Below are 20169 nucleotides of genomic sequence, written 5' to 3'. Positions count from 1 at the left end.
TTTTTAATGATTAATTTGTTAATGCTTTAAAAGGCGGCACGGAACTTGCTGCAAAAATCTCGCCAGAATTGTGCGGCGCTAACTTACTGCATTACCAGGGGTTTACGCTGGTGCAACTTCTGAACTGTGAGCGAGTGCAACCTGTTGACAAAATTTAGCCAGTAACAGGTGAAATCGCTGTAACGCCTGTGTTAAATCCATTGTGCGCGCCGCGCCTTTCCGGCAGGATACCGCGCCTCAGGAAACGTCAGGCGCCTGAATCTGGACAAAACCTGTAGCCTCGCCCCGTTCCGACGAGGCTACAGCCTGCGGTTTCTCTCGGGAAATCAACTATAAAGTGGAGAGAAGAATGAGTGTAAGCACACCGATGCTGGTGACGTTTGTGATCTATATCCTTGGAATGGTGCTGATAGGATTTGCGGCCTACCGTTCCACTAAAAACTTTGACGATTATATTCTGGGCGGCCGCAGCCTGGGCAGTTTCGTCACCGCGCTTTCGGCAGGAGCGTCGGATATGAGCGGCTGGCTGCTGATGGGTCTGCCGGGCGCGATTTTCCTCTCCGGCATTTCGGAAAGCTGGATCGCCATCGGCCTGACCATCGGCGCCTGGCTTAACTGGAAAATTGTGGCGGGCCGTCTGCGCGTGCAGACCGAGCATCATGACAACGCCCTGACGCTGCCCGATTTCTTTACCAGCCGCTTTGAAGACAACAGCAAAATCCTGCGCGTCATCTCGGCGCTGGTGATCCTGATTTTCTTCACTATCTACTGCGCGTCGGGCGTGGTAGCGGGCGCGCGCCTGTTTGAAAGCACCTTCGGCATGAGCTATGAAACCGCGCTGTGGGCCGGTGCGGCGGCAACCATTCTCTATACGCTGATCGGCGGCTTCCTCGCGGTAAGCTGGACCGATACCGTACAGGCGAGCCTGATGATTTTTGCCCTGATCCTGACGCCGATTATCGTGATTGTCGCCGTGGGCGGGCTGGACAGTTCGCTGGCGGTGATAGAAGCGAAAAGCATTGAAAACATCAATATGCTGAAAGGGCTGAACTTCGTCGCAGTGATTTCACTGCTGGGCTGGGGACTTGGCTATTTCGGGCAGCCGCATATTCTGGCGCGCTTTATGGCGGCCGATTCGCACCGCTCCATCCGTACGGCACGCCGCATCGGCATGGCGTGGATGGTGCTCTGCCTGGCGGGCGCGGTCGCGGTCGGCTTCTTCGGCATCGCCTACTTCCAGAATCACCCGGAGCAGGCGGCAAACGTCAGCGGCAACGGCGAGCGCGTATTTATCGAGCTGGCGCGCATTCTGTTCAACCCGTGGATCGCCGGTATTCTGCTTTCAGCAATCCTTGCGGCGGTTATGTCGACGCTGAGCTGTCAGCTGCTGGTCTGCTCCAGCGCCCTGACTGAAGATCTCTACAAAGGCTTCCTGCGCAAAAATGCCAGCCAGAAAGAGCTGGTATGGTTTGGTCGCGCGATGGTGCTGCTGGTGGCATTGATCGCCATTGCGCTCGCCTCTAACCCGGATAACCGCGTGCTGGGGCTGGTGAGCTACGCCTGGGCCGGCTTCGGCGCAGCCTTTGGTCCGGTGGTGCTGTTCGGCGTCTGCTGGAAACGTATGACGCGCAACGGCGCGCTGGCGGGCATGATCATCGGCGCGGCAACGGTGCTGATCTGGAAACAGTATGGCTGGCTGGATCTCTACGAGATCATTCCGGGCTTTGCTTTCTCCAGCATTGCGATTGTGGTCTTCAGCCTGCTGGGCCGCGCGCCTTCTGCCGCCGCGCAGCAGCGCTTCGCAGCAGCAGAGGCGGAGTACCTCGCTAAGTAACACACTCCCTTATAAAGCCCGCTCTCTTTTAAGAGAGCGGGCTTTTTTTTGCCTGCGGTCAGCGAAATAATTTCGGGCCATTACTTGTTTTTTTTCTTGCGATAATGATAATCGGTATCGTTCGCATTTTACCCAACTTTACCTGCGGTTGACGCTATATAACATTCAAGAGGTCGGCGATGTTTGTTCCTTTTCTTATCATGCTGCGCGAAGGGCTGGAAGCGGCGCTGATCGTCAGCCTGATCGCCAGCTATCTGAAGCGTACTGGCCGCACCCGCTGGTTTCCGGCGCTGTGGGCTGGGGTATTTATTGCCGCGGCGCTCTGCCTGGTGCTCGGCATTGTCATCAACGAGACCACCGGCGAGTTTCCGCAGAAACAGCAGGAGCTGTTCGAGGGGATTGTGGCCGTGGTCGCCGTGGCGATCCTGACCTCAATGGTGTTCTGGATGCGCAAGGTGGCGCGCAATATGCGCGTACAGCTTGAACAGGCGGTTGACCAGGCGCTGAACCAGAGCGGCCGCGGCGGGCTGGCGCTGGTGCTGATGGTGTTTCTCGCTGTCGCGCGTGAAGGGCTGGAGTCGGTGTTCTTCCTGCTGGCGGCCTTTACGCAGGATGTCGGCTATGCGCCGCCTGCGGGCGCGGTGCTGGGGCTGGCGACGGCGGTAGTGCTGGGAATGTTGCTCTACTGGGGCGGCGTTCGCCTGAATATGGCGTACTTCTTCCGCTGGAGCAGCCTGTTTATTTTGTTTGTCGCTGCCGGGCTGGCGGCGGGCGCTATCCGCGCATTTCATGAGGCGGGCCTCTGGAATCACTTTCAATCTGTCGCCTTCGATCTGAGCAACGTGCTCTCCACGCATTCGCTGGCGGGTACGCTGCTTGAGGGCGTGCTCGGCTATCAGGAGACGCCCAGCATCAGCGAAGTGGCCGTCTATTTTCTTTATCTTATTCCGGCGCTGCTGCTGTTTTTACTGCCGGCTCGTCCGGCGCGCCAACTTTCTACTAAACAGGGATAACTTTATGATGATTCGCTTTCGCCGCAAAACTCTGCTGGCTTCTCTGCTGGCGCTGTCGGGAACCGCTGCGGCTGCCGATATTCCGCAAGTTACCGTCAGCGTGACGGATACCCAGTGCGAACCGATGCAGCTAACGGTCAAGGCAGGTAAAACCCAGTTTCTGATTAAGAACAACAGCCAGAAAGCGCTGGAGTGGGAGATTCTGAAAGGCGTTCTGGTGGTGGAAGAGCGTGAGAATATCGCACCGGGCTTCAGCCAGAAGCTGACCGCTAATCTGGAAGCGGGCGAATATGAGATGACCTGCGGCCTGCTGAGCAACCCGAAGGGCAAACTTATCGTGCAGGGCGACGCTTCGCCCGCCGCGAAAAGCGGCAAGCCCGATGTGCTGGCGCTGGCTGGCCCTATTACCGCATATAAAGCTTACGTGACGCAGGAAGTGGCGCAGCTGGTGACAAGCACCGAAGCCTTCACGCAGGCGGTAAAAGCGGGCGATATCGAAAAGGCTAAAGCGCTCTATGCGCCGACGCGCCAGCATTACGAGCGTATCGAACCCATCGCCGAGCTTTTCTCCGATCTCGACAGCAGCATCGACGCGCGCGAAGACGATTATGAGAAGAAAGCGGAAGATCCAAAATTCACCGGCTTCCACCGTCTGGAGAAAGCGCTGTTCAGCGATAACAGCACCAAAGGTATGGAGGGCTACGCGACCCAGCTTAGCCGCGACGTGAAGGATCTGCAGACCCGCATCAGCGAGCTGGCCTTCCCGCCGGTGAAAGTGGTCGGCGGCGCAGCAGGCCTGATTGAAGAGGTGGCCTCCAGTAAGATTTCCGGTGAAGAAGATCGCTACAGCCGCACTGACCTGTGGGATTTCCAGGCGAACGTCGACGGGGCGCAAAAAATCGTTGATCTGCTGCGTCCTCAGCTGCAGCAGGCGAACCCGGAGCTGCTGGCGAAGGTCGACGGCAACTTTAAAAAAGTGGACGCTATTTTGCGTAAGTACCGCACAGGAGAGGGCTTTACCTCCTACGAGAAGCTCACCAGCGCGGATCGCAATGCGCTTAAAGGGCCGATTACCGCGCTGGCGGAAGATCTCTCTTTACTGCGCGGTACCTTAGGGCTGGATTAGTATGAGTCGTAAACAGGATGAGGCGCAGCCCACACGGCGGCGCCTGTTAAAAGGTCTGGGTCTGTTCAGCGGCGTGGCCGCCCTGGGCGGCGGTTGTCCATTTCATGCCACAGCCGACAGTTTCTCTCCCGGAACGGTTGCGCCCGATGCGCGACAGCAGGTACAACCTTTTTATGGACAGCACCAGGCAGGCATCACTACGCCGCAGCAGGCCTCGATGATGCTGGTCGCCTTCGACGTGCTGGCCAGCGACAAAGATGAACTGGTACGGCTGTTTAAGCTGCTGACCGCGCGCATCGCCTTTTTGACCACAGGCGGTGCGGCGCCGGCGGTTCCCAATCCAAAACTGCCGCCGATGGATTCCGGTATTCTTGGCGCGGAGATCGCGCCGGATAACCTGACCATTACGGTTTCGGTGGGCGTATCGCTGTTTGATGAACGTTTTGGCCTGCAGGCGCTGAAGCCGAAAAAGCTGCAAACCATGACGCGCTTTCCCAACGATTCGCTTGATGCCGCCCAGTGCCATGGCGATCTGCTGCTGCAAATCTGCGCCAATACCCAGGACACGGTAATCCACGCGCTGCGCGATATCGTTAAATACACCCCCGATCTGCTGGGGGTACGCTGGCGACGCGAAGGCTTTATCGCCGACCACGCCGCGCGCAGCCAGGGCAAAGAGACGCCGATTAACCTGCTGGGCTTCAAGGATGGTACGGCGAATCCCGACACTCAGGATAAGCCGCTGATGGATAAGCTGCTGTGGGTAACGGCCGATCAGGATGAGCCAGCATGGACGCGCAACGGCTGCTATCAGGCGGCGCGCATTATTCGTTTTCACGTGGAGATGTGGGACCGCACGCCGCTCGGCGAGCAGCAGAGCATCTTTGGCCGCGACAAGCTGAGCGGCGCGCCGCTGGGCATGCAGCATGAGCATGACGTACCGGATTATACCAAAGATCCAGATGGCGAAATCATCCCCCTTGACGCGCATATCCGCCTCGCCAATCCGCGCACGCGCGAGACGGAAAGCAGCCTGATGCTGCGTCGCGGCTACAGCTATTCGGCGGGCACCACCGCATCGGGGCAGCTCGATATGGGCCTGCTTTTCGTCTGTTATCAGCACGATCTGGAAAAAGGCTTTATCACGGTACAGAAACGGCTTAACGGCGAAGCGCTGGAGGAGTATGTTCGTCCCATCGGCGGCGGCTACTTCTTTGTTTTGCCGGGTGTTCCTGACGAAAAGCACTATCTGGCGCAGCCGCTGCTTGAAGCCTGATTGACCTGCGCCGCCGCGACGGCGGCGCGGTTTTTTACCCCCTCAGAAAAAAATTATTTCCCGCTTCGTACAGATAACTCATTCATTTTTCATCAGAAAATTCCCTCTGTTCGCTGGCCGATGCCAGATGTTTTTGTTTTCCTGGGGCGCTCGTAAAATTAATGTTGCCAAGTCTGTTAAAATTAGTGCAAGTTAATGGGTAAGCGGGTTGTATCGCATACTGAGGTCGCGCATGGGAAGGTCCTTTACAGGACAGACAGTTTCACTTCAGGTTTCACACTCTTCAGCGAGGGCCAGTGCGCCTTCGACAGCACACTCTTCTTTATCAAATTGTAATTTCCACCTCCGAATTTACCGGTGTGCGGCTGCGCTTCGTTGCGGCGGCACATCTTTATCAACGGCACGTCATGGCTCTAAAGGAAGCCAATCAAACCTCTAAAGCGTTCAGTTAATCGTGACGGGCAGCGGCCCAACGCGGGAAATGAAACCAACTGTAAGGTGCGACTATGGGAAGACAGAAAGCAGTGATCAAAGCGCGTCGTGAAGCCAGAAGGGTGCTTCGTAGTGACTCTCGCAGTCATCGTCAGCGTGAAGAAGAATCGGTCACTTCGCTGGTGCAGATGGGTGGGCTGGATGCAATCGGTATGGCGCGCGATGTGCGCGATCGTTCGCCGATAGCCGCCAGAAATGATGCTCAGGCGCACTATCTCCATGCCATAGAAACGAAGCAGCTGATCTTTGCGACCGGTGAGGCCGGATGCGGTAAAACCTGGATCAGCGCCGCGAAAGCGGCAGAGGCCCTGATACATAAGGATATCGACAGGATTATCGTCACACGTCCGGTGCTACAGGCTGATGAGGATCTGGGATTCCTGCCAGGGGATATCTCAGAGAAATTTGCCCCGTATTTCCGGCCGGTCTACGACGTTCTGGTTAAACGTCTTGGCGCTTCCTTTATGCAGTACTGTCTGCGACCCGAAATCGGCAAGGTGGAAATTGCGCCTTTCGCCTATATGCGCGGGCGCACGTTCGAAAACGCGGTAGTGATCCTCGATGAGGCGCAAAACGTCACTGCGGCCCAGATGAAGATGTTTCTGACGCGCCTTGGCGAAAACGTCACGGTGATTGTTAACGGCGATATTACCCAGTGCGACTTGCCCGCTGGGGTGCCTTCCGGTCTCGCGGACGCGCTGGCGCGATTCGAAGAGGACGAGATGGTCGGCATTGTACGCTTCGGCAAAGATGACTGCGTGCGTTCAGCGCTCTGTCAGCGAACGCTTCATGCGTATGGCTAATTGAGTCAGTCTGTGTAGCAAGCAAAACCCGGCTGAGGCCGGGTTTTTTTGAACTTAATAAAGTCTGAACCAGCCCACCGACTTATCAGCAAGAGCAAGCATCACTTTTTTCCTTCCCTTTACGGCATTCCTCCACATCAACACATCGATAAATTACTGCGTGGCTACATCCGCATCTCAAACATCACTGCATCTTTGCCCGTTATAAACATTGCCTGTGTGTCGTCCGTGCAGTTGAAACGCGCGCGCAGCGGCACAGGCGCGAACTGGTTAGCTGCAGGGTTAAGACTAAAAATCAGACAGGAAAGGCGGCGGGGTAATCAGCGGAGTTTACTTACTGTGGGAAGCCTTTCTGTTGAATTCAGCGCATCTCAGGCTGTGTACATATGTATAAATTTGCTAAAATCATTACGTTTTTCTTACGCTTTGCATGCGAGCTTATAACGATGATTTATGATTGCTTTTTATACTACGATGAAGACCTTCTTCTCGAACTAAGACTTCACACTTTGCATGCCCACGTTGATAAATTCGTCATTGTCGAGTCACTTTATACGTTCACTGGTAAGAAGCGCGACAAGCTCAACTTCGACATCGAGAAATTTAGCGCCTTCCGCGATCAGATCATTTATGTCGTGAACGACACGCCGCCGACATTTTATGAACAAGAATTTTTTTCAAATAGCTCTCTGGTTAAAGCGGGTGAAACCGACCCCTGGGAAAACGAATCTACAGCGCGCAACTCCATTATGAAGGGGCTTGTTGATGCTAAAGACAACGATGTTATTATCGTTTCTGACGTAGATGAAATCCCTCGTCCGGAGGCTTTAAGTCGATTTAGTCGCAGGCATATCTGCACAACGCTTTACCAAAACTTCTATAATTTCAAATTCAACGTGCAGGTTCTGAATGACGATGGTTCCCCGCGGCTGTGTAAATTACCTAAAATGGTCACCTTTAAGCGCCTGAAGCATTTTTTCCATGGGCAGCCAGAGTTGCTTCGCAATGTTAAACGTAAAGGCACGCCTGTTCGGGAGTGCTGGTGGCGCTGGAGACTTCTTAAACTACGGACGCATGTCGTTTATGATGCTGGCTGGCACTTTTCCTGGGTAATGAGTGATGATCGCATTAGCGAAAAAATGGCTACCATTTCTCACACTGAGCATAATTTACCCGAATTTAATAACCCAGATCATATTCGCCGTTGCGTTGAACAAAATATTGATATCTGGAACCGGCCCCGCAAAATGGCAATCAGGCCTGTTACAAAGGAATTAATGCCAGACTGGCTGGTAGATAATCAAAGTCGTTTTGAAGATTTCATTAAGTAAAGTAAAAGCGCTGCCTTGGCGGCTTTTTTCCGCCTGTCTTTTAAAGATTAAAGCCGCGACGGCATTTGAGTACAGCGCTTACCACTACGCTCTCAAAGCCCGGCGGTTACTTAAGGATTTAACAAGATATACAACGCTCGCAGCTTTACACGAGAACAGGCCGCCCTATTACTCATTGACCACTGGATCAGTTGCTTCCGGGTATCTTTTATCTTCGCCTCCCGTTTTAAAAAGCGGAACGCGTGATGCCAGGTAGAATGACTTTCGAACATTTCACCTGGGACCATGAAAACGTTAATTGAATCGGAATAGCAGCATTAAAAGGAGTTAATCCGCTGCGTGCAGCATCGCAGGCTCGCTCTTTATCCTGCTGCGCCAGTTGTCGAACCCGGCAGAGGCAGGGCGTTTACCGTCCTCTCACTGAGCGACAGGCAAAAAAAGTCTGAACCAAAGTTCAGACTCTTCTTCGAAATGATGGCGGTGAGAGGGGGATTCGAACCCGCGTTTATATCTCCGTAACTTGCTTATATTAAATGGTTTCATAAAAGGATCCTTTTTCACGTGCACTACACGTACATTTTTTCAAATTGCCCCGTTATTCGCTTCCGGTTTTGATCCCCGGCCTTGACAGGTGCCCATCGTAATCGCCCAGGTAGGAGCCGTAATTTCTGAACAGCATGTCTGTGCCTTTATGCCCCATGTGCTTGCAGAGCCAGAGGAGGTTAGCACCCGAGCTGATATGCATCGTCGCAAACGTGTGACGTGTCTGATACGGGTTGCGATAACGGTATTTGTCAGTTCTCTTCGTTAGCGGCCTTCCATAGCGCTTTTGCCCAGACGGAAGAACTCGGTCAACAGACCTTACGTTTCTCATGTTCGATACTTCAGCAATGCCCTCATATCCCTTTATTGGTAGCCAAATCTCCATTACAGCTTACCTCTCTGATTCAGGATGTCGATAACAGAGCGCAGCCCGGCGTGCAGGCGGCGGACAAGGCGATCAAGCTGGGATTCATGAAAGTAAGCGGCGCCCACTACGGCACCGCCCGCGATGGCATAGTTCATAGTGGGTTCCTTAATTCGATTAAGTGAGTTAAAAAAATGGCCCCTGCATTCCTGCAGGAGCCAAAAGCGCAAATCTCTCGTAACGTCATTACGCGTCTGGTGCGAATGCACCGTCATGACTTGTCGCAACAGGCCATTGCGGTGTCAGTATATCTGTTTGTTTCACGCAATAAAAAACCCGCCGTAGCGGGTTTGGGAGTCTCTGGGTTTACTCGTCCCAAAGTATTTTTTCGTATTGCTTAATCTTCTTTTGAAGTTTCTTTAATTCTTCGCTGTGCAACCACCAGGAGAGAGCCAGTCCGAGAACTGCTCCAGTTAACATTCCGTACCAGTAATCATCCATTTTTCTAAGTATTTATTGTAATTAAGCTTAGCGTGTGAATTTTAATCCTAAAAATGAGAATAAAAAAGCATTTATTCCCACAATCAAAAAAGGTCTTTTGGATGCATCGATTTGCCCATGCGGGCGAAATCTCCATAGTACTTTTTAGATGCCGCTTCTCTTGCCTCAATCGCACTATCAAGAGAAGTGTAAACACCGATATGTATTTGCCTGCCATCAACGCAAATTGTTGGGTTGTATTTTCCGCTCCGCATCTGGTAAAGCCCCTTGATGCCGAGCTTGCTGTCTTTATGGCCTCGACAGTTGCGCGTGTTCTGTGCTTGAGTGGCCGCTCTTAAGTTCCGAAAGGCGTTATCACCGGTTATGCCGTTGATATGGTCAACGACATCAGGAATGCTTCCGGTCATGTAGAGAATTGCGAGGCGCTTTGCCTTATAGGTTCTGCAATCGACGCTAATTTCTGAGTAACCATCCCGGTTTGTATAACCGGCGATGTCACCAGGTGAAATCTGCCCTCTTCGTTTAGCAAGCCACGTAAGTGCAGCCGTTTCCGGGTCATAGTGAAGCAGTTCTTTCAGTCTGTCTGGGTCAGCATTTTCACCTCTAGATAAGCGGGGTGCATCTGCCTTTAAACTTCTGCACTGCGTGAATCTGACGGCCAGCTTCGTTGCTGACCTTCTGGTATTTGGTGCTGATGTGGTGCTCTACGTACATTGCCGCACTCGCCAGAATCTGCTTGTGATACTCGGTCTCTGTTTCTACTGCCTTCATTACGCGAGAAGAGTTGCAGGAGCTGGCAGCGCACTACCGGCAGAAAACCAGAGAGCTGATTAAGCAGAGGAGCGAAGCAGCATGAGCCTTGAAGCCACAGTAAAATATCATTTTGCGAAGACAGCGAGCTTTGCCGGTATGCCGCCAGCAACAGCATCTGAATCACTTTCCGGTACTGACTATATGGCCGCGATGGGGATGACGCAGAGCCGCGCGCCGCTGGGTTACGCTGCTTTCATAAGGAAAGTGGGAGTAAGCGAGAACAACGCCGCATGCGCCGTATCCCTGTTAACTGAATTTGTACTACAAACCTGCGATCGGGTTGCCGCCCTTCGCAAGCTCGATACAGATATTAAACCAGCCGTAATGCATGAGATCGCAACATACGCCTACCTCGATTATTGCCGCAGCGTCGCCAGCGTTAAGCCGTGCGAGTGCTGCAACGCCATCAGCTTTATCGCCGCTGAAGTCGTGGCGATGAAGTCGATGCTGTCTTGCGCCGGCCGCCGCGAAGTGCGTGAGCAGGTCCGGGTGCGCTGCAAAACCTGCACAGGCAAAGGTGTTATATCTTCGGCGTGCCGGGACTGCAACGGGCGAGGGCGCGCGGTGATGCGCAAAGAAACGGAGCTGCAGGGTGTGCCAGTCATGGGCGACTGTAAGCAGTGTGGCGGTCGCGGGTATGAGCGCATTCCTTCAATCGTGGCTATTGAGCCATTTGCCAGATTACCGACGCCATCAGCCAGGCTACCTGGGAGAAGATCGGTAAGCAGTTTTACGAAACGCTCATAGGCAAGCTTGAAGTAGAGGAGTTTTGGGCAGACGCAGCGCTCAATAAGGTCACTGCTTAGGGTATAAGGAAATAGCTCGTTATTTTATTGCGGGCTATTTACTTTTCCGGAAGTCAGGGATATATTCACTAATAATGAAAGCTACGTCTTGTTGTTGAGCGGCAACAAAACAGTCCGCCTTTTCTAAGTGGACACTAACGCCCTGCGGACTTATGCCGTGGGGCTTTTTTTTGGTCTGAATTCTAGCAGCCAGCAGCCAGCAGCCAGCAGGAAAGGCTCGGCTCTGAAAGGATGAGACGGGAACCAAAGCCGCTGATGGGTTATGAGGATTCGTCTGGGCGGATCAGAAACTGTGGCACCCAGCAACACCAAATCACCGCTTCTGCGGTGCCTTTTCACTTTCTCCAAACTAGCTAAGTGGCAGTACGGCTGGCTTGAAAGCAGCGCATCAGATCAAAAGCCAGTTTTCGCATAGAAGAGGTGGGCCGTCATTAAAAAATAGCCCACGTCAAAATCGAAGATTCCATGACTGATCACCCATGCCTCGTCACTCAGAGGTGGATTGTGCTCAACAAACCGCTTAAGTCCCGGGATGAAAGTATATGCAACTAGTCCAGCTTTTGTATAAATCTTCAGCTTTCCTTTGCCATTAAGTTCGCTCCAAACAAATTTGTGGGTTGCGATATTTGCAAGAGCTTCGAGTTGAGAAAAGTTACGGATATCAGCCATAGAAATCTTCCTTTATTTATAAGAAAGATATTATCTAATTTTTTCGTTTTCATCCTGGCCAATCACTGCACACTTCGGTTTTAGTGGCCCGTGGTAGTAGGCGATTTTTTCCAAAAAAATCCGCGCTCAGGCGGATTCTTGACATTGGTCCCGGTATGTGTGTCAAGGCTCTTAAGATAAGAACAAAACTCACTTCACGTTTTTTAAACTTTTTTAGCTAGGATTATTCTTAATCAGCGGTGTATAAAATCTAATCGATAATGCGCAAGATAATAAGCGTGCTAATTGTTTAGTGATTATACATTTAAGGTTGAGCTATGTTTCTGGATTTACTGGCAGGGAGAAATGACAACATGGATGGATATGAAGAGAAAAGTGAGAAGCATGAAAATAAGGTAGACCGTCTGGACGGATGGATTTTAAGCCCCCAGCAGCGCTGTTTTTTGGAATCACTTTTTGATGAACAAGACTGACTCCCTTTTAAGTAAAAAAGGCTCGCTTCGGCGGGCCTTTTCTTTTCTGCGCCCAGCCAGTCAATCCAAATTAACCTTTGCAAGATATGGCTGATGCGCATTTTCATCGACTACTGACATCACCGACCGTAATCACGAAGGTGAGCATGAGCATTGATATGAGCAAACTTGCATCTGGGGTTGCCTACGGTGCGTCTGCCGGTACGGTTGCCAACGGGTTGCTTACACGGCTCAGTCCTGACGAATGGCGTGCTGTTGGTGTCATAGCCGGTATTGTCGTCGCGCTGCTGACGTTCGCCATTAACGTTTATTTCAAACGGAAAGTTTCTCTGGCACAGATAAATGAGCTGGAAGAACGAGGCTACATATCTTCCGACCAGCTGGGCGAGGAATAGTCATGGCTATTTCAACAAGCCTGCGGAACAAGCTGATCGCTGCCGCAGGTGGCGGATCCATGCTTATCGCTACGGTATTCCTCGGCGGCAAGGATGGTGTGGAAGGGCGCTTTTACGTTCCTTACAAAGACGTGGCCGGGGTCTGGACGATTTGCGACGGGCATACGAGCACCGACATCGTTAAGGGCAAAACCTACAGTGACCGCGAATGCGATCGCCTGATGTAGAATGACCTACAGCCGGTAAAGAAAACCGTGGATGGCCTGGTCAAGGTTCCGCTTAATGAATATCAGCGCGCTGTGCTCTACAGCTTCACCTACAACGTCGGTTCCGGCGCATTCTCTAAATCAACGTTGCTTAAGAAGCTGAACGCAGGTGATCAGGATGGTGCATGTGAAAAGTTGCGCCGCTGGGTTTATGCCGGTGGTATGAAGTTTCGTGGTCTGATGAATCGCCGCAACATGGAGCGTTTAATGTGCCTGGCGGATGGTCCAAATGACATTTAGCTGGCGAGCATTAATTTTTGGCCTACTGCTGGTGGCGCTTATTGTGGTCTGCCGGGTAGCAATTCTTTACCACAGAAAATACGTTACCGCTGACAGCCTGGCTACCGAGCGCCAGCAGACGATTGACGATATGCAGGTCCGCCAGCGTGACGTTGCCGCGCTCGGCGCGAAATACACAAAGCAGTTAGCTGATGCGAAAGACACCATTAGCGATCTGCGTCGGGATGTCGATTCTGGCAAGCGCAGGGTGCAGCTCAACGCAATATGTGAGAAGCAACCCACCTCCACCGGCAGCGTGGGTGATGCAACCACCGCCCGACTTAACGACTCCGCTCAACGGGATTATTTCACCCTCAGAGAGCGAATCAGCACCATCTCCGGGCAAGTGAGTTATCTGCAGCAGTACATTAAAGAGCAATGTTTGAGATGACAAACCCCAAGAAGATTCTCTTTCTCTGACAGAGCAACATCAGCCCCGCATCCGCAGGGCTTTTTTATGCGCCTCGCATGCGCAAACAACAACCCAGAGCCTACAGAAAGCGAGCCTGAGAGAAACCCGTATAGATGCGGACCTCTCTGGGGCGAGTTTCTCTGTGCGACAGGCTCACTTTCTGTAGGACTACCGAATGAACATTGTCCCACTGAACTACAAAGGTGAAACAGTTCGCTTCAATATAGAAGGCTGGATCAACGTTACTGGCGTAGCAAAGAGATTTGGCAAGCGTATTGATAACTGGCTGGATGCACTTGGCAGAAACTCTTGAATACATCGGGGCTTTAGACAAGGCATTGACCGGCGAAGAGTCGCAGATTTTACATCCCTCACAATCGAGGTATGTAAAAACCAGTCGAGTCCGTAAGGATAGAGGGGGGAGGGACTTGGCTGCATCCAGTGCTTTCAGTTGCGTTCGCTCGTTGGTGTGACGCACGCTCAGGGTTTTGCTTTTGATCTGGCGTCAAGCGAGCCCTGGTGACGCGTTAGCTACATGCCGCGCCGATCTGAGCAGGCTGCGGGACCGCTGGCTTATGGTAAGGGGTGCATAAAGGGGCGTCTGGGCGCAGAAAAGGAAAAGCCCGCTTAAAGCGGGCAATCATGAAGGTGTGTTACTTTATGGTTATTTGTGCTGCTGTGTGCGAGCGAATCATATGACTTTACGGGGCATATTATAAGGCCCCGCTTCGAATATAGAATAATTCCACATCGGCAGATCCAGTGATGGCTCTAGGACAGCATCCAAGTGAGCACGCCCCAGGAGCCTGACGACGATGACGAGTCCCGTCTGACGCTCTGAGCGTCAGGGAAAGCACATATAAGAAAGAAGGGTGTTGCGATGGAATTGCAGTACCTTGAAATATTCCGTTGAAATTAGACACAAACAGAAAAGCCTCTGGCGTTAACCAGAGGCTTTTTCTTTGCATCCGAGATGCGCGTGCATTTCACGTGCACTTTTTTGTACTGCTTTTGTAGTTCCGTTGTCTTTATGTAGTCTTTGGATTCAGTCTACACGCGGGTTTGTCCGCTCAACGTCCTACTAATGATGGCGGTGAGAGGGGGATTCGAACCCCCGATACGTTGCCGTATACACACTTTCCAGGCGTGCTCCTTCAGCCACTCGGACACCTCACCACATTTTGTTTGCCGACCTTGCTGGGTCAACGGGGCGCTACTATAGGGAGTCGGCTGAAAAGGGTCAAGCACTATTTTTCTCTTTTTTTCTATCCGCTTAAGCTCTGTTCGAATCGATTTATCACTGCGCAGCTCGGTCAGATTGTTATCAAAAAGAAATCCCACAGCCACAAAAATGTCACCAAAGCATCACAGACTTAACAGCTGAAACTTCTGGTAAATTTTGCTAATAAGGGAACACAAGATGAAACAGATGCGCCTCTTTACCTTCTCGCTGCTCGCTTCAGTGGTGAGCTTCTCTGTGCATGCCGAAACCGCCAGCGCGCAAACGGATGCAGCCTGGTCGCGCGCCGCAACCGGAGACATTACTCAACACGGCGGCGCGCGGCGCCTGACCGGCGATCAGACAGAGGCGCTGAAAGCGTCGCTGCGCAACACCACGGCGAAAAACGTCATTCTGCTGATCGGCGACGGCATGGGCGACTCAGAAATCACCGCGGCGCGCAATCTGGCGGAGGGCGCAGGCGGTTTCTTTAAGGGGCTGGATGCGCTCCCGCTGACCGGTCAGTACACCCACTATTCGCTGGATAAAAAAACGCATAAGCCGGACTACGTTACCGATTCCGCCGCGTCTGCCACCGCGTGGGCCACCGGCACCAAGAGCTATAACGGCGCTATCGGCGTAGACGTCAACGGTAAAGATCAGCAAACCCTGCTGGAGATCGCCAAAGCGGCAGGTAAAGCGACCGGCAACGTCTCTACGGCGGAGCTACAGGACGCCACGCCCGCCGCGCTGATGGCGCACGTCACCAGCCGTAAATGCTACGGTCCGGAGAAAACCAGCGAGCTGTGCGCCAGCAACGCGCTGGAGAAGGGCGGCAGAGGATCGATCAGCGAGCAAATTTTGAAAACGCGCGCCGACGTGGTGCTGGGCGGCGGCGCAAAATCCTTTAACGAAGTGGCGAAAGCGGGCGACTATCAGGGTAAAACTTTGCGCGAGCAGGCGCAGGCGCGGGGATATCAGCTGGTGAGCGACTGGCAGGGGCTGAACGCCGTGACCGCCGCCAGTGACCAGAAACCGCTGCTCGGCCTGTTTGCCGACGGCAATATGCCGGTGCGCTGGAAAGGGCCGAAGGCGAGCTATCACGGCAACATCGACCAGCCAGCGGTAACCTGCGAGGTTAATAAAGAGCGTCCGGTCGCTACCCCGACGCTGGCGCAGATGACCGCAAAAGCAATAGATCTGCTTAAAACCAACCCGAACGGCTTCTTCCTGCAGGTGGAGGGCGCATCGATCGATAAAGAAGATCACGCGGCGAACCCGTGTGGCCAAATTGGCGAAACTGTCGATCTCGACGAAGCGGTGCAGCAGGCGCTCGCCTTTGCGCGCGAAGAGGGCAATACGCTGGTGGTTGTCACGGCGGATCACGCGCACAGCAGCCAGATCATCGCCAATGAGACGAAGGCGCCAGGCCTGACGCAGGCGCTGAACACCAAAGATGGCGCGGTGATGACCATCAGCTACGGCAACTCAGACAGCGACTCGCAGGGACATACCGGTACGCAGCTGCGTATCGCGGCCTATGGCCCCTGGGCGGCGAACGTGGTGGGACTGACCGATCAGACCGATCTCTTCTTTACGCTGCGCGATGCGATGGCGCTGAAATAAAAACAGCGTCTCCCGCCTGGCGGGAGACGTTGCCTTTTACCATCAGACGCGGTTTTCGCGCAGCTGGGCCATAAAGCCCTGCACCCACTCCATACGCAGCTTGCGCTCGGCCAAGTCACGCGTAAAGCGCAGGCGGGTCGGGCCATCCAGCTTCCACTGCTGCGGCTCCTTCTGCAGCAGGCTAATCAGCCAGCCGGGATCGACGCTGTTCTGCGGCGCAAAATCAAAGAAGCCGCCTTTATCGCTCACTTCGATTTTACGGATGCCGAGGCTGCGCGCCATCAGCCGCAGCACCGCGATATCCAGCAGATTGCGTGCCGCATCCGGCAGTACGCCGAAGCGGTCGACCATCTCAACCTTCAGCTCCTGCAGCTCCTCTTCGCTGTCGGCGCTGGCGATGCGCTTATAGAGCGACAGGCGCGTATTGACGTCGGGAATAAAATCCTCCGGCAGCAGGGCGGGCATACGCAGCTCAATCTCGGTCTGATTGCTGGTGAGATCTTCCAGCGACGGCTCGCGCCCCGCCTTCAGCGCATCCACCGCGTTCTCCAGCAGCTCCATATAGAGCGAGAAGCCCAGCGTCTCCATCTGGCCGCTCTGCTCTTCGCCCAGCAGTTCGCCCGCGCCGCGGATCTCCAGATCGTGCGTCGCCAGCGCGAAGCCCGCGCCAAGATCCTCCAGCGAGGCGATCGCTTCCAGACGCTTCTGCGCGTCCCCGGTCATCGCCTTGGGCGGCGGCGTCAGCAGCCAGGCGTAAGCCTGGTGGTGCGAACGCCCAACGCGACCGCGCAGCTGGTGCAGCTGCGCCAGACCGAAGTGGTCGGCGCGCTCGATAATAATGGTATTGGCGGTCGGGATGTCGATACCGGTTTCGATGATGGTGGTACAGACCAGCACGTTAAAGCGCTGATGGTGGAAGTCGTTCATCACCCGCTCAAGGTCGCGCTCGCGCATCTGACCGTGGCCGATGGCGATACGCGCTTCCGGTACCAGCTCTGCCAGCCGCTGCGCTGCCTTTTCAATGTTTTCAACGTCGTTGTAGAGATAGTAGACCTGGCCGCCGCGCAGCACTTCACGCAGGATCGCCTCGCGTACTACCAGCGCATCGTACTCGCGCACAAAGGTTTTTACCGCCAGACGACGCGCGGGCGGCGTGGCGATAATCGACAGATCGCGCATGCCGCTCATTGCCATATTCAGGGTACGCGGGATCGGCGTCGCGGTCAGCGTCAGGATATCGACGTCGGCGCGCATCGCCTTGATGCGCTCTTTGTGGCGCACGCCGAAACGGTGCTCTTCGTCGACGATCAGCAGCCCTAAATCGTGCCACTTCAGATCGCTCATCAGCAGCTTATGGGTGCCGATCAGGATATCGATTTTGCCTTCGCTCGCCTCCTGCAGCACCTGCGTCTGCTCTTTGGCGCTGCGGAAGCGCGACAGCATCTCGATGCGTACCGGCCAGTTGGCGAAGCGATCGCGGAAGTTGTCGTAGTGCTGCTGCGCCAGCAGCGTGGTCGGCACCAACACCGCGACCTGCTTGTGGTTCTCGACGGCGAGAAAAGCGGCGCGCATCGCCACTTCCGTTTTGCCGAAGCCGACGTCGCCGCACACCAGGCGATCCATCGCCAGCGGCTGGCACATATCGCTCAGCACAGCGTTAATCGCCTGTGCCTGATCCGGCGTGGTTTCAAAGGGGAAGCTCTCGCAAAAGAGCTGATACTGTTCGCGGTCGTGCTTAAACGCGTAACCCGCTTTCGCCGCGCGCTGGGCGTAGATATCGAGCAGCTCGGCGGCGACGTCGCGCACTTTCTCCGCCGCTTTTTGCCGCGCGCGCGTCCAGGCGTCGCTGCCCAGCTTGTGCAGCGGGGCATTTTCATCCGCGCCGCCGGCGTAGCGGCTAATCAGATGCAGCGATGACACCGGCACGTAGAGTTTGGCGTCGTTGGCATAGGAGAGCATCAGATACTCCGCCATAATGCCGCCCGCTTCCAGCGTGGTGAGGCCGATATAGCGGCCGACGCCATGTTCCAGATGTACCACCGGCTGACCGGGCGTCAGCTCGGCCAGGTTGCGGATCAGAATATCGGGATTAATGGTGCGGCGCGTATCCTGGCGGCGACGGCTCACGCGCTCGCCCAGCAGATCGCTTTCGCAGATCAGGGCGCGGTCGCGCAGCGTATCCACAAAGCCGCGCTCGCTGGCGCCGATCATCAGCGTAAAGCGTTCGTCGTTTGCTTCATCGAAACGCTGTACCGTCTGCGGGCGCAGCTTAATGCGCGCCAGCAGCTCCTGCAGGCTTTCGCGGCGGCCTTCGCTCTCTACCGAAAAGGTGACCTGACCGCTGAAGCCGTCGAGGAACTGCCGCAGCGGATCGAGCGGCGCTTTGGCCTGCGCCTGTACCGCAATATCCGGTAGCGGCTGATAGCCAAGATTGGTGTTGGCGGCTTTCTCCGGCAGCGCCTCGTTGGTCATCTGCACGCGCGGCCAGTGGTTCAGCTCGCCCAGCAGCGCATCCGGACGCAGCCACAGCGTGGTCGGCGTCAGCAGCGGGCGCATCGGATCGACGCGGCGGTTTTCATAGCGCGCTTCGACGTCTTGCCAGAAACGCTCCGCGCTGCCGTTAAGATCGCCGCAGTTCACAATCAGCGTATTGTCGGGCAGATAGCTGAACAGCGTCGGCAGCTCCTGCTCAAAAAAGAGCGGCTGCCAGTATTCGATCCCGGCAGGCAGGGTGCCCTTGCTGACCTGCTGATAGATATGTTCCGGTTCGCGGCGCACGTCGAACAGTTCGCGCCAGCGGGTGCGAAACAGCTCGATCGCCGCTTTGTCGGTAGGGAATTCATGGGCCGGCAGCAGATTGATCGCCGGCACCGCTTCCAGCGTACGCTGGCTGTCAACGTCAAACAGGCGCAGGCTGTCGATCTCGTCATCGAAAAAATCGATGCGATAGGGCTGCTCGCTGCCCATTGGAAAGAGGTCGAGTAGCGCGCCGCGCGTGGCGTATTCGCCGTGCTCCATCACCTGGTCAACGTGGCGGTAGCCCGCCTGCTCCAGCTGATCGCGCAGGCGATCGCGCGACAGTTTCTGTCCCTGCTTCATCACCAGCGCATGACCGTGAAGATAAGGATGCGGACAGACGCGCTGCATCAGGGTATTCACCGGCATAATAAGCATGCCGCGCGCCATCGTCGGCAGCTGGTACAGCGTCGACAGGCGGGCCGAAATAATGTCCTGATGGGGCGAGAAGCTGTCGTAAGGCAGCGTTTCCCAGTCGGCGAGGTGGCTGACGGGCAGATCGGTAAACTGGCGGATTTCATCCAGCAAACGCAGCGCGGTTTGCATATCGGGAGTGATCATCAACACCGGACCGGCGTGGCGCTCGGTAATGCTGGCGCATTCTACCGCGTGCGCGGCACCGATCAGCTGGCCGAGCTGGCGACGATCGCCGGGTTTTACGGGCAGGGCATAGCGGGTCTGTTCGGACATGGGATCTTGTGGTTCTCTCCATTTTTTCCAGGGCGCCATGATTCCACATTACGCCCTGGCGATCACCTGCTGCGACGGTTTTTCCTTTGCGCGGTGGCCGAGTTATTTAGCGGATGGTTGGGTATAGTGCATGCGCGGACGATCGATATTCGCCCAGCTCAACTCTGTTTCCAGATGATAGCTGTGGTTGCCGTCGTCCCACCTGACGTAGTAACCGGCTGGCGCGTCTCCCTGTTCAAAAACGTTAACGATCTCGCCCTTAATCTCTCCCGATTTGTGTTTCACAATGCTGCCTTTGGGATATTTGAACATGGTGTTTACTCCCGCGCCTGAAGAGCCGGTTGCTGACTACACCTTATAGTGTAGCTTACCCGGACGGCAGGCGATTAAACGCGCAACCAGCAGCGCCGGGATTTCTTTTTAACAAAAATCGGCCACACTT

The 20169-nt window shown here is 54.7% G+C and carries 17 protein-coding genes, 1 tRNA gene and 2 pseudogenes; 13 read left to right on the top strand and 7 right to left on the bottom strand.

The genetic code is table 11. From position 1 onward, the window contains the following. Positions 1 to 349 precede the first annotated feature (349 nt). The 6 genes from putP to MHZ89_RS02480 all read left to right on the top strand — a co-directional run bounded on the left by putP (position 350) and on the right by MHZ89_RS02480 (position 7875). Positions 350 to 1834 carry a sodium/proline symporter PutP gene (putP, locus tag MHZ89_RS02505; RefSeq protein ID WP_311781718.1) on the top strand — a complete coding sequence of 495 codons (1485 nt, stop codon included), beginning with the start codon at positions 350 to 352 and terminating at the stop codon, positions 1832 to 1834. Between the two features lie 179 nt (positions 1835 to 2013). Then, positions 2014 to 2847, top strand: coding sequence for an iron uptake transporter permease EfeU (gene efeU / locus MHZ89_RS02500; RefSeq protein WP_311781717.1), 834 nt, complete (start codon positions 2014 to 2016; stop codon positions 2845 to 2847). 4 nt (positions 2848 to 2851) lie between these two features. Further along, positions 2852 to 3973, top strand: a complete 1122-nt coding sequence (efeO, locus tag MHZ89_RS02495; protein WP_311781716.1) for an iron uptake system protein EfeO — start codon at positions 2852 to 2854, stop codon at positions 3971 to 3973. Position 3974: 1 nt separating this feature from the next. Continuing rightward, positions 3975 to 5249, top strand: a complete 1275-nt coding sequence (efeB, locus tag MHZ89_RS02490) for an iron uptake transporter deferrochelatase/peroxidase subunit (RefSeq protein ID WP_311781715.1) — start codon at positions 3975 to 3977, stop codon at positions 5247 to 5249. 506 nt (positions 5250 to 5755) lie between these two features. Beyond that, complete coding sequence (phoH, locus tag MHZ89_RS02485) at positions 5756 to 6544, top strand: phosphate starvation-inducible protein PhoH (RefSeq protein WP_126688716.1); 789 nt, start codon at positions 5756 to 5758, stop codon at positions 6542 to 6544. Between the two features lie 386 nt (positions 6545 to 6930). Then, positions 6931 to 7875: a benzoate transporter gene (locus MHZ89_RS02480; RefSeq protein WP_409373196.1), complete on the top strand. Its 945-nt coding sequence runs from the start codon at positions 6931 to 6933 to the stop codon at positions 7873 to 7875. 595 nt (positions 7876 to 8470) lie between these two features. Here MHZ89_RS02480 and MHZ89_RS22660 read toward each other — a convergent pair. From MHZ89_RS22660 to MHZ89_RS02465, 3 genes are all read right to left on the bottom strand, one after another. After that, complete coding sequence (locus tag MHZ89_RS22660) at positions 8471 to 8803, bottom strand: NUMOD4 domain-containing protein (protein ID WP_409373195.1); 333 nt, start codon at positions 8801 to 8803, stop codon at positions 8471 to 8473. Then, positions 8803 to 8940, bottom strand: coding sequence for a protease FtsH-inhibitory lysogeny factor CIII (locus tag MHZ89_RS02470; protein ID WP_311781714.1), 138 nt, complete (start codon positions 8938 to 8940; stop codon positions 8803 to 8805). Before MHZ89_RS02470 ends, MHZ89_RS22660 begins: the two co-directional genes overlap by 1 nt. A gap of 426 nt (positions 8941 to 9366) precedes the next feature. Next, complete coding sequence (locus MHZ89_RS02465) at positions 9367 to 9741, bottom strand: HNH endonuclease (protein ID WP_311782244.1); 375 nt, start codon at positions 9739 to 9741, stop codon at positions 9367 to 9369. A gap of 394 nt (positions 9742 to 10135) precedes the next feature. Between MHZ89_RS02465 and MHZ89_RS02460 the strand changes: the two are divergent. Then, positions 10136 to 10902: pseudogene (locus MHZ89_RS02460) on the top strand (antitermination protein). 393 nt (positions 10903 to 11295) lie between these two features. Here MHZ89_RS02460 and MHZ89_RS02455 read toward each other — a convergent pair. Continuing rightward, the gene (locus tag MHZ89_RS02455) at positions 11296 to 11571 is read right to left on the bottom strand and encodes a hypothetical protein (RefSeq protein WP_311781713.1); all 276 of its coding nucleotides are present in this window, start codon (positions 11569 to 11571) and stop codon (positions 11296 to 11298) included. 317 nt (positions 11572 to 11888) lie between these two features. Between MHZ89_RS02455 and MHZ89_RS02450 the strand changes: the two genes are divergently transcribed. The 5 genes and pseudogenes from MHZ89_RS02450 (at position 11889) to MHZ89_RS02430 (ending at position 13709) form a co-directional block, all read left to right on the top strand. Beyond that, positions 11889 to 12044: a hypothetical protein gene (locus MHZ89_RS02450; protein ID WP_311781712.1), complete on the top strand. Its 156-nt coding sequence runs from the start codon at positions 11889 to 11891 to the stop codon at positions 12042 to 12044. Between the two features lie 146 nt (positions 12045 to 12190). Then, positions 12191 to 12439, top strand: coding sequence for a class II holin family protein (locus tag MHZ89_RS02445; RefSeq protein ID WP_311781711.1), 249 nt, complete (start codon positions 12191 to 12193; stop codon positions 12437 to 12439). A 2-nt stretch (positions 12440 to 12441) separates the two neighbouring features. Then, positions 12442 to 12945: pseudogene (locus MHZ89_RS02440) on the top strand (lysozyme). Next, the gene (locus tag MHZ89_RS02435; protein ID WP_311781710.1) at positions 12935 to 13375 is read left to right on the top strand and encodes a lysis protein; all 441 of its coding nucleotides are present in this window, start codon (positions 12935 to 12937) and stop codon (positions 13373 to 13375) included. Before MHZ89_RS02440 ends, MHZ89_RS02435 begins: the two are co-directional and overlap by 11 nt. Positions 13376 to 13571: 196 nt before the next feature. Further along, entirely contained in the window at positions 13572 to 13709 is a 138-nt protein-coding gene (locus tag MHZ89_RS02430) for a hypothetical protein (protein ID WP_311781709.1), read from the top strand. A gap of 775 nt (positions 13710 to 14484) precedes the next feature. Here the strand turns inward: MHZ89_RS02430 and MHZ89_RS02425 are convergent. Next, a tRNA-Ser gene (locus tag MHZ89_RS02425) sits at positions 14485 to 14572 on the bottom strand. A 244-nt stretch (positions 14573 to 14816) separates the two neighbouring features. Here MHZ89_RS02425 and phoA point away from each other — a divergent pair. Then, complete coding sequence (gene phoA, locus MHZ89_RS02420; RefSeq protein ID WP_311781708.1) at positions 14817 to 16241, top strand: alkaline phosphatase; 1425 nt, start codon at positions 14817 to 14819, stop codon at positions 16239 to 16241. Between the two features lie 42 nt (positions 16242 to 16283). Here phoA and mfd read toward each other — a convergent pair whose 3' ends face one another. Then, positions 16284 to 19727: a transcription-repair coupling factor gene (gene mfd / locus MHZ89_RS02415; protein WP_311781707.1), complete on the bottom strand. Its 3444-nt coding sequence runs from the start codon at positions 19725 to 19727 to the stop codon at positions 16284 to 16286. A 102-nt stretch (positions 19728 to 19829) separates the two neighbouring features. After that, complete coding sequence (locus MHZ89_RS02410) at positions 19830 to 20039, bottom strand: hypothetical protein (protein ID WP_311781706.1); 210 nt, start codon at positions 20037 to 20039, stop codon at positions 19830 to 19832. Positions 20040 to 20169 lie beyond the last annotated feature (130 nt).

Source organism: Pantoea sp. ACRSB (genome assembly GCF_022346905.1).
GTDB lineage: Bacteria > Pseudomonadota > Gammaproteobacteria > Enterobacterales > Enterobacteriaceae > Pantoea > Pantoea piersonii.
The sequence above is the reverse complement of the archived record's forward strand: the minus strand, read 5'-3'. Positions and strand labels throughout refer to the sequence as shown.

Coding starts and splice junctions, on each gene's coding strand:
- efeO (WP_311781716.1), top strand. CDS start 2,852: ATGATGATTCGCTTTCGCCGCAAAACTCTGCTGGCTTCTCTGCTGGCG.
- MHZ89_RS22660 (WP_409373195.1), bottom strand. CDS start 8,803: ATGGAGATTTGGCTACCAATAAAGGGATATGAGGGCATTGCTGAAGTA.
- MHZ89_RS02480 (WP_409373196.1), top strand. CDS start 6,931: ATGTATAAATTTGCTAAAATCATTACGTTTTTCTTACGCTTTGCATGC.
- MHZ89_RS02455 (WP_311781713.1), bottom strand. CDS start 11,571: ATGGCTGATATCCGTAACTTTTCTCAACTCGAAGCTCTTGCAAATATC.
- efeU (WP_311781717.1), top strand. CDS start 2,014: ATGTTTGTTCCTTTTCTTATCATGCTGCGCGAAGGGCTGGAAGCGGCG.
- phoH (WP_126688716.1), top strand. CDS start 5,756: ATGGGAAGACAGAAAGCAGTGATCAAAGCGCGTCGTGAAGCCAGAAGG.
- phoA (WP_311781708.1), top strand. CDS start 14,817: ATGAAACAGATGCGCCTCTTTACCTTCTCGCTGCTCGCTTCAGTGGTG.
- putP (WP_311781718.1), top strand. CDS start 350: ATGAGTGTAAGCACACCGATGCTGGTGACGTTTGTGATCTATATCCTT.
- MHZ89_RS02470 (WP_311781714.1), bottom strand. CDS start 8,940: ATGAACTATGCCATCGCGGGCGGTGCCGTAGTGGGCGCCGCTTACTTT.
- efeB (WP_311781715.1), top strand. CDS start 3,975: ATGAGTCGTAAACAGGATGAGGCGCAGCCCACACGGCGGCGCCTGTTA.
- MHZ89_RS02450 (WP_311781712.1), top strand. CDS start 11,889: ATGTTTCTGGATTTACTGGCAGGGAGAAATGACAACATGGATGGATAT.
- MHZ89_RS02410 (WP_311781706.1), bottom strand. CDS start 20,039: ATGTTCAAATATCCCAAAGGCAGCATTGTGAAACACAAATCGGGAGAG.
- mfd (WP_311781707.1), bottom strand. CDS start 19,727: ATGTCCGAACAGACCCGCTATGCCCTGCCCGTAAAACCCGGCGATCGT.
- MHZ89_RS02445 (WP_311781711.1), top strand. CDS start 12,191: ATGAGCATTGATATGAGCAAACTTGCATCTGGGGTTGCCTACGGTGCG.
- MHZ89_RS02435 (WP_311781710.1), top strand. CDS start 12,935: ATGACATTTAGCTGGCGAGCATTAATTTTTGGCCTACTGCTGGTGGCG.
- MHZ89_RS02430 (WP_311781709.1), top strand. CDS start 13,572: ATGAACATTGTCCCACTGAACTACAAAGGTGAAACAGTTCGCTTCAAT.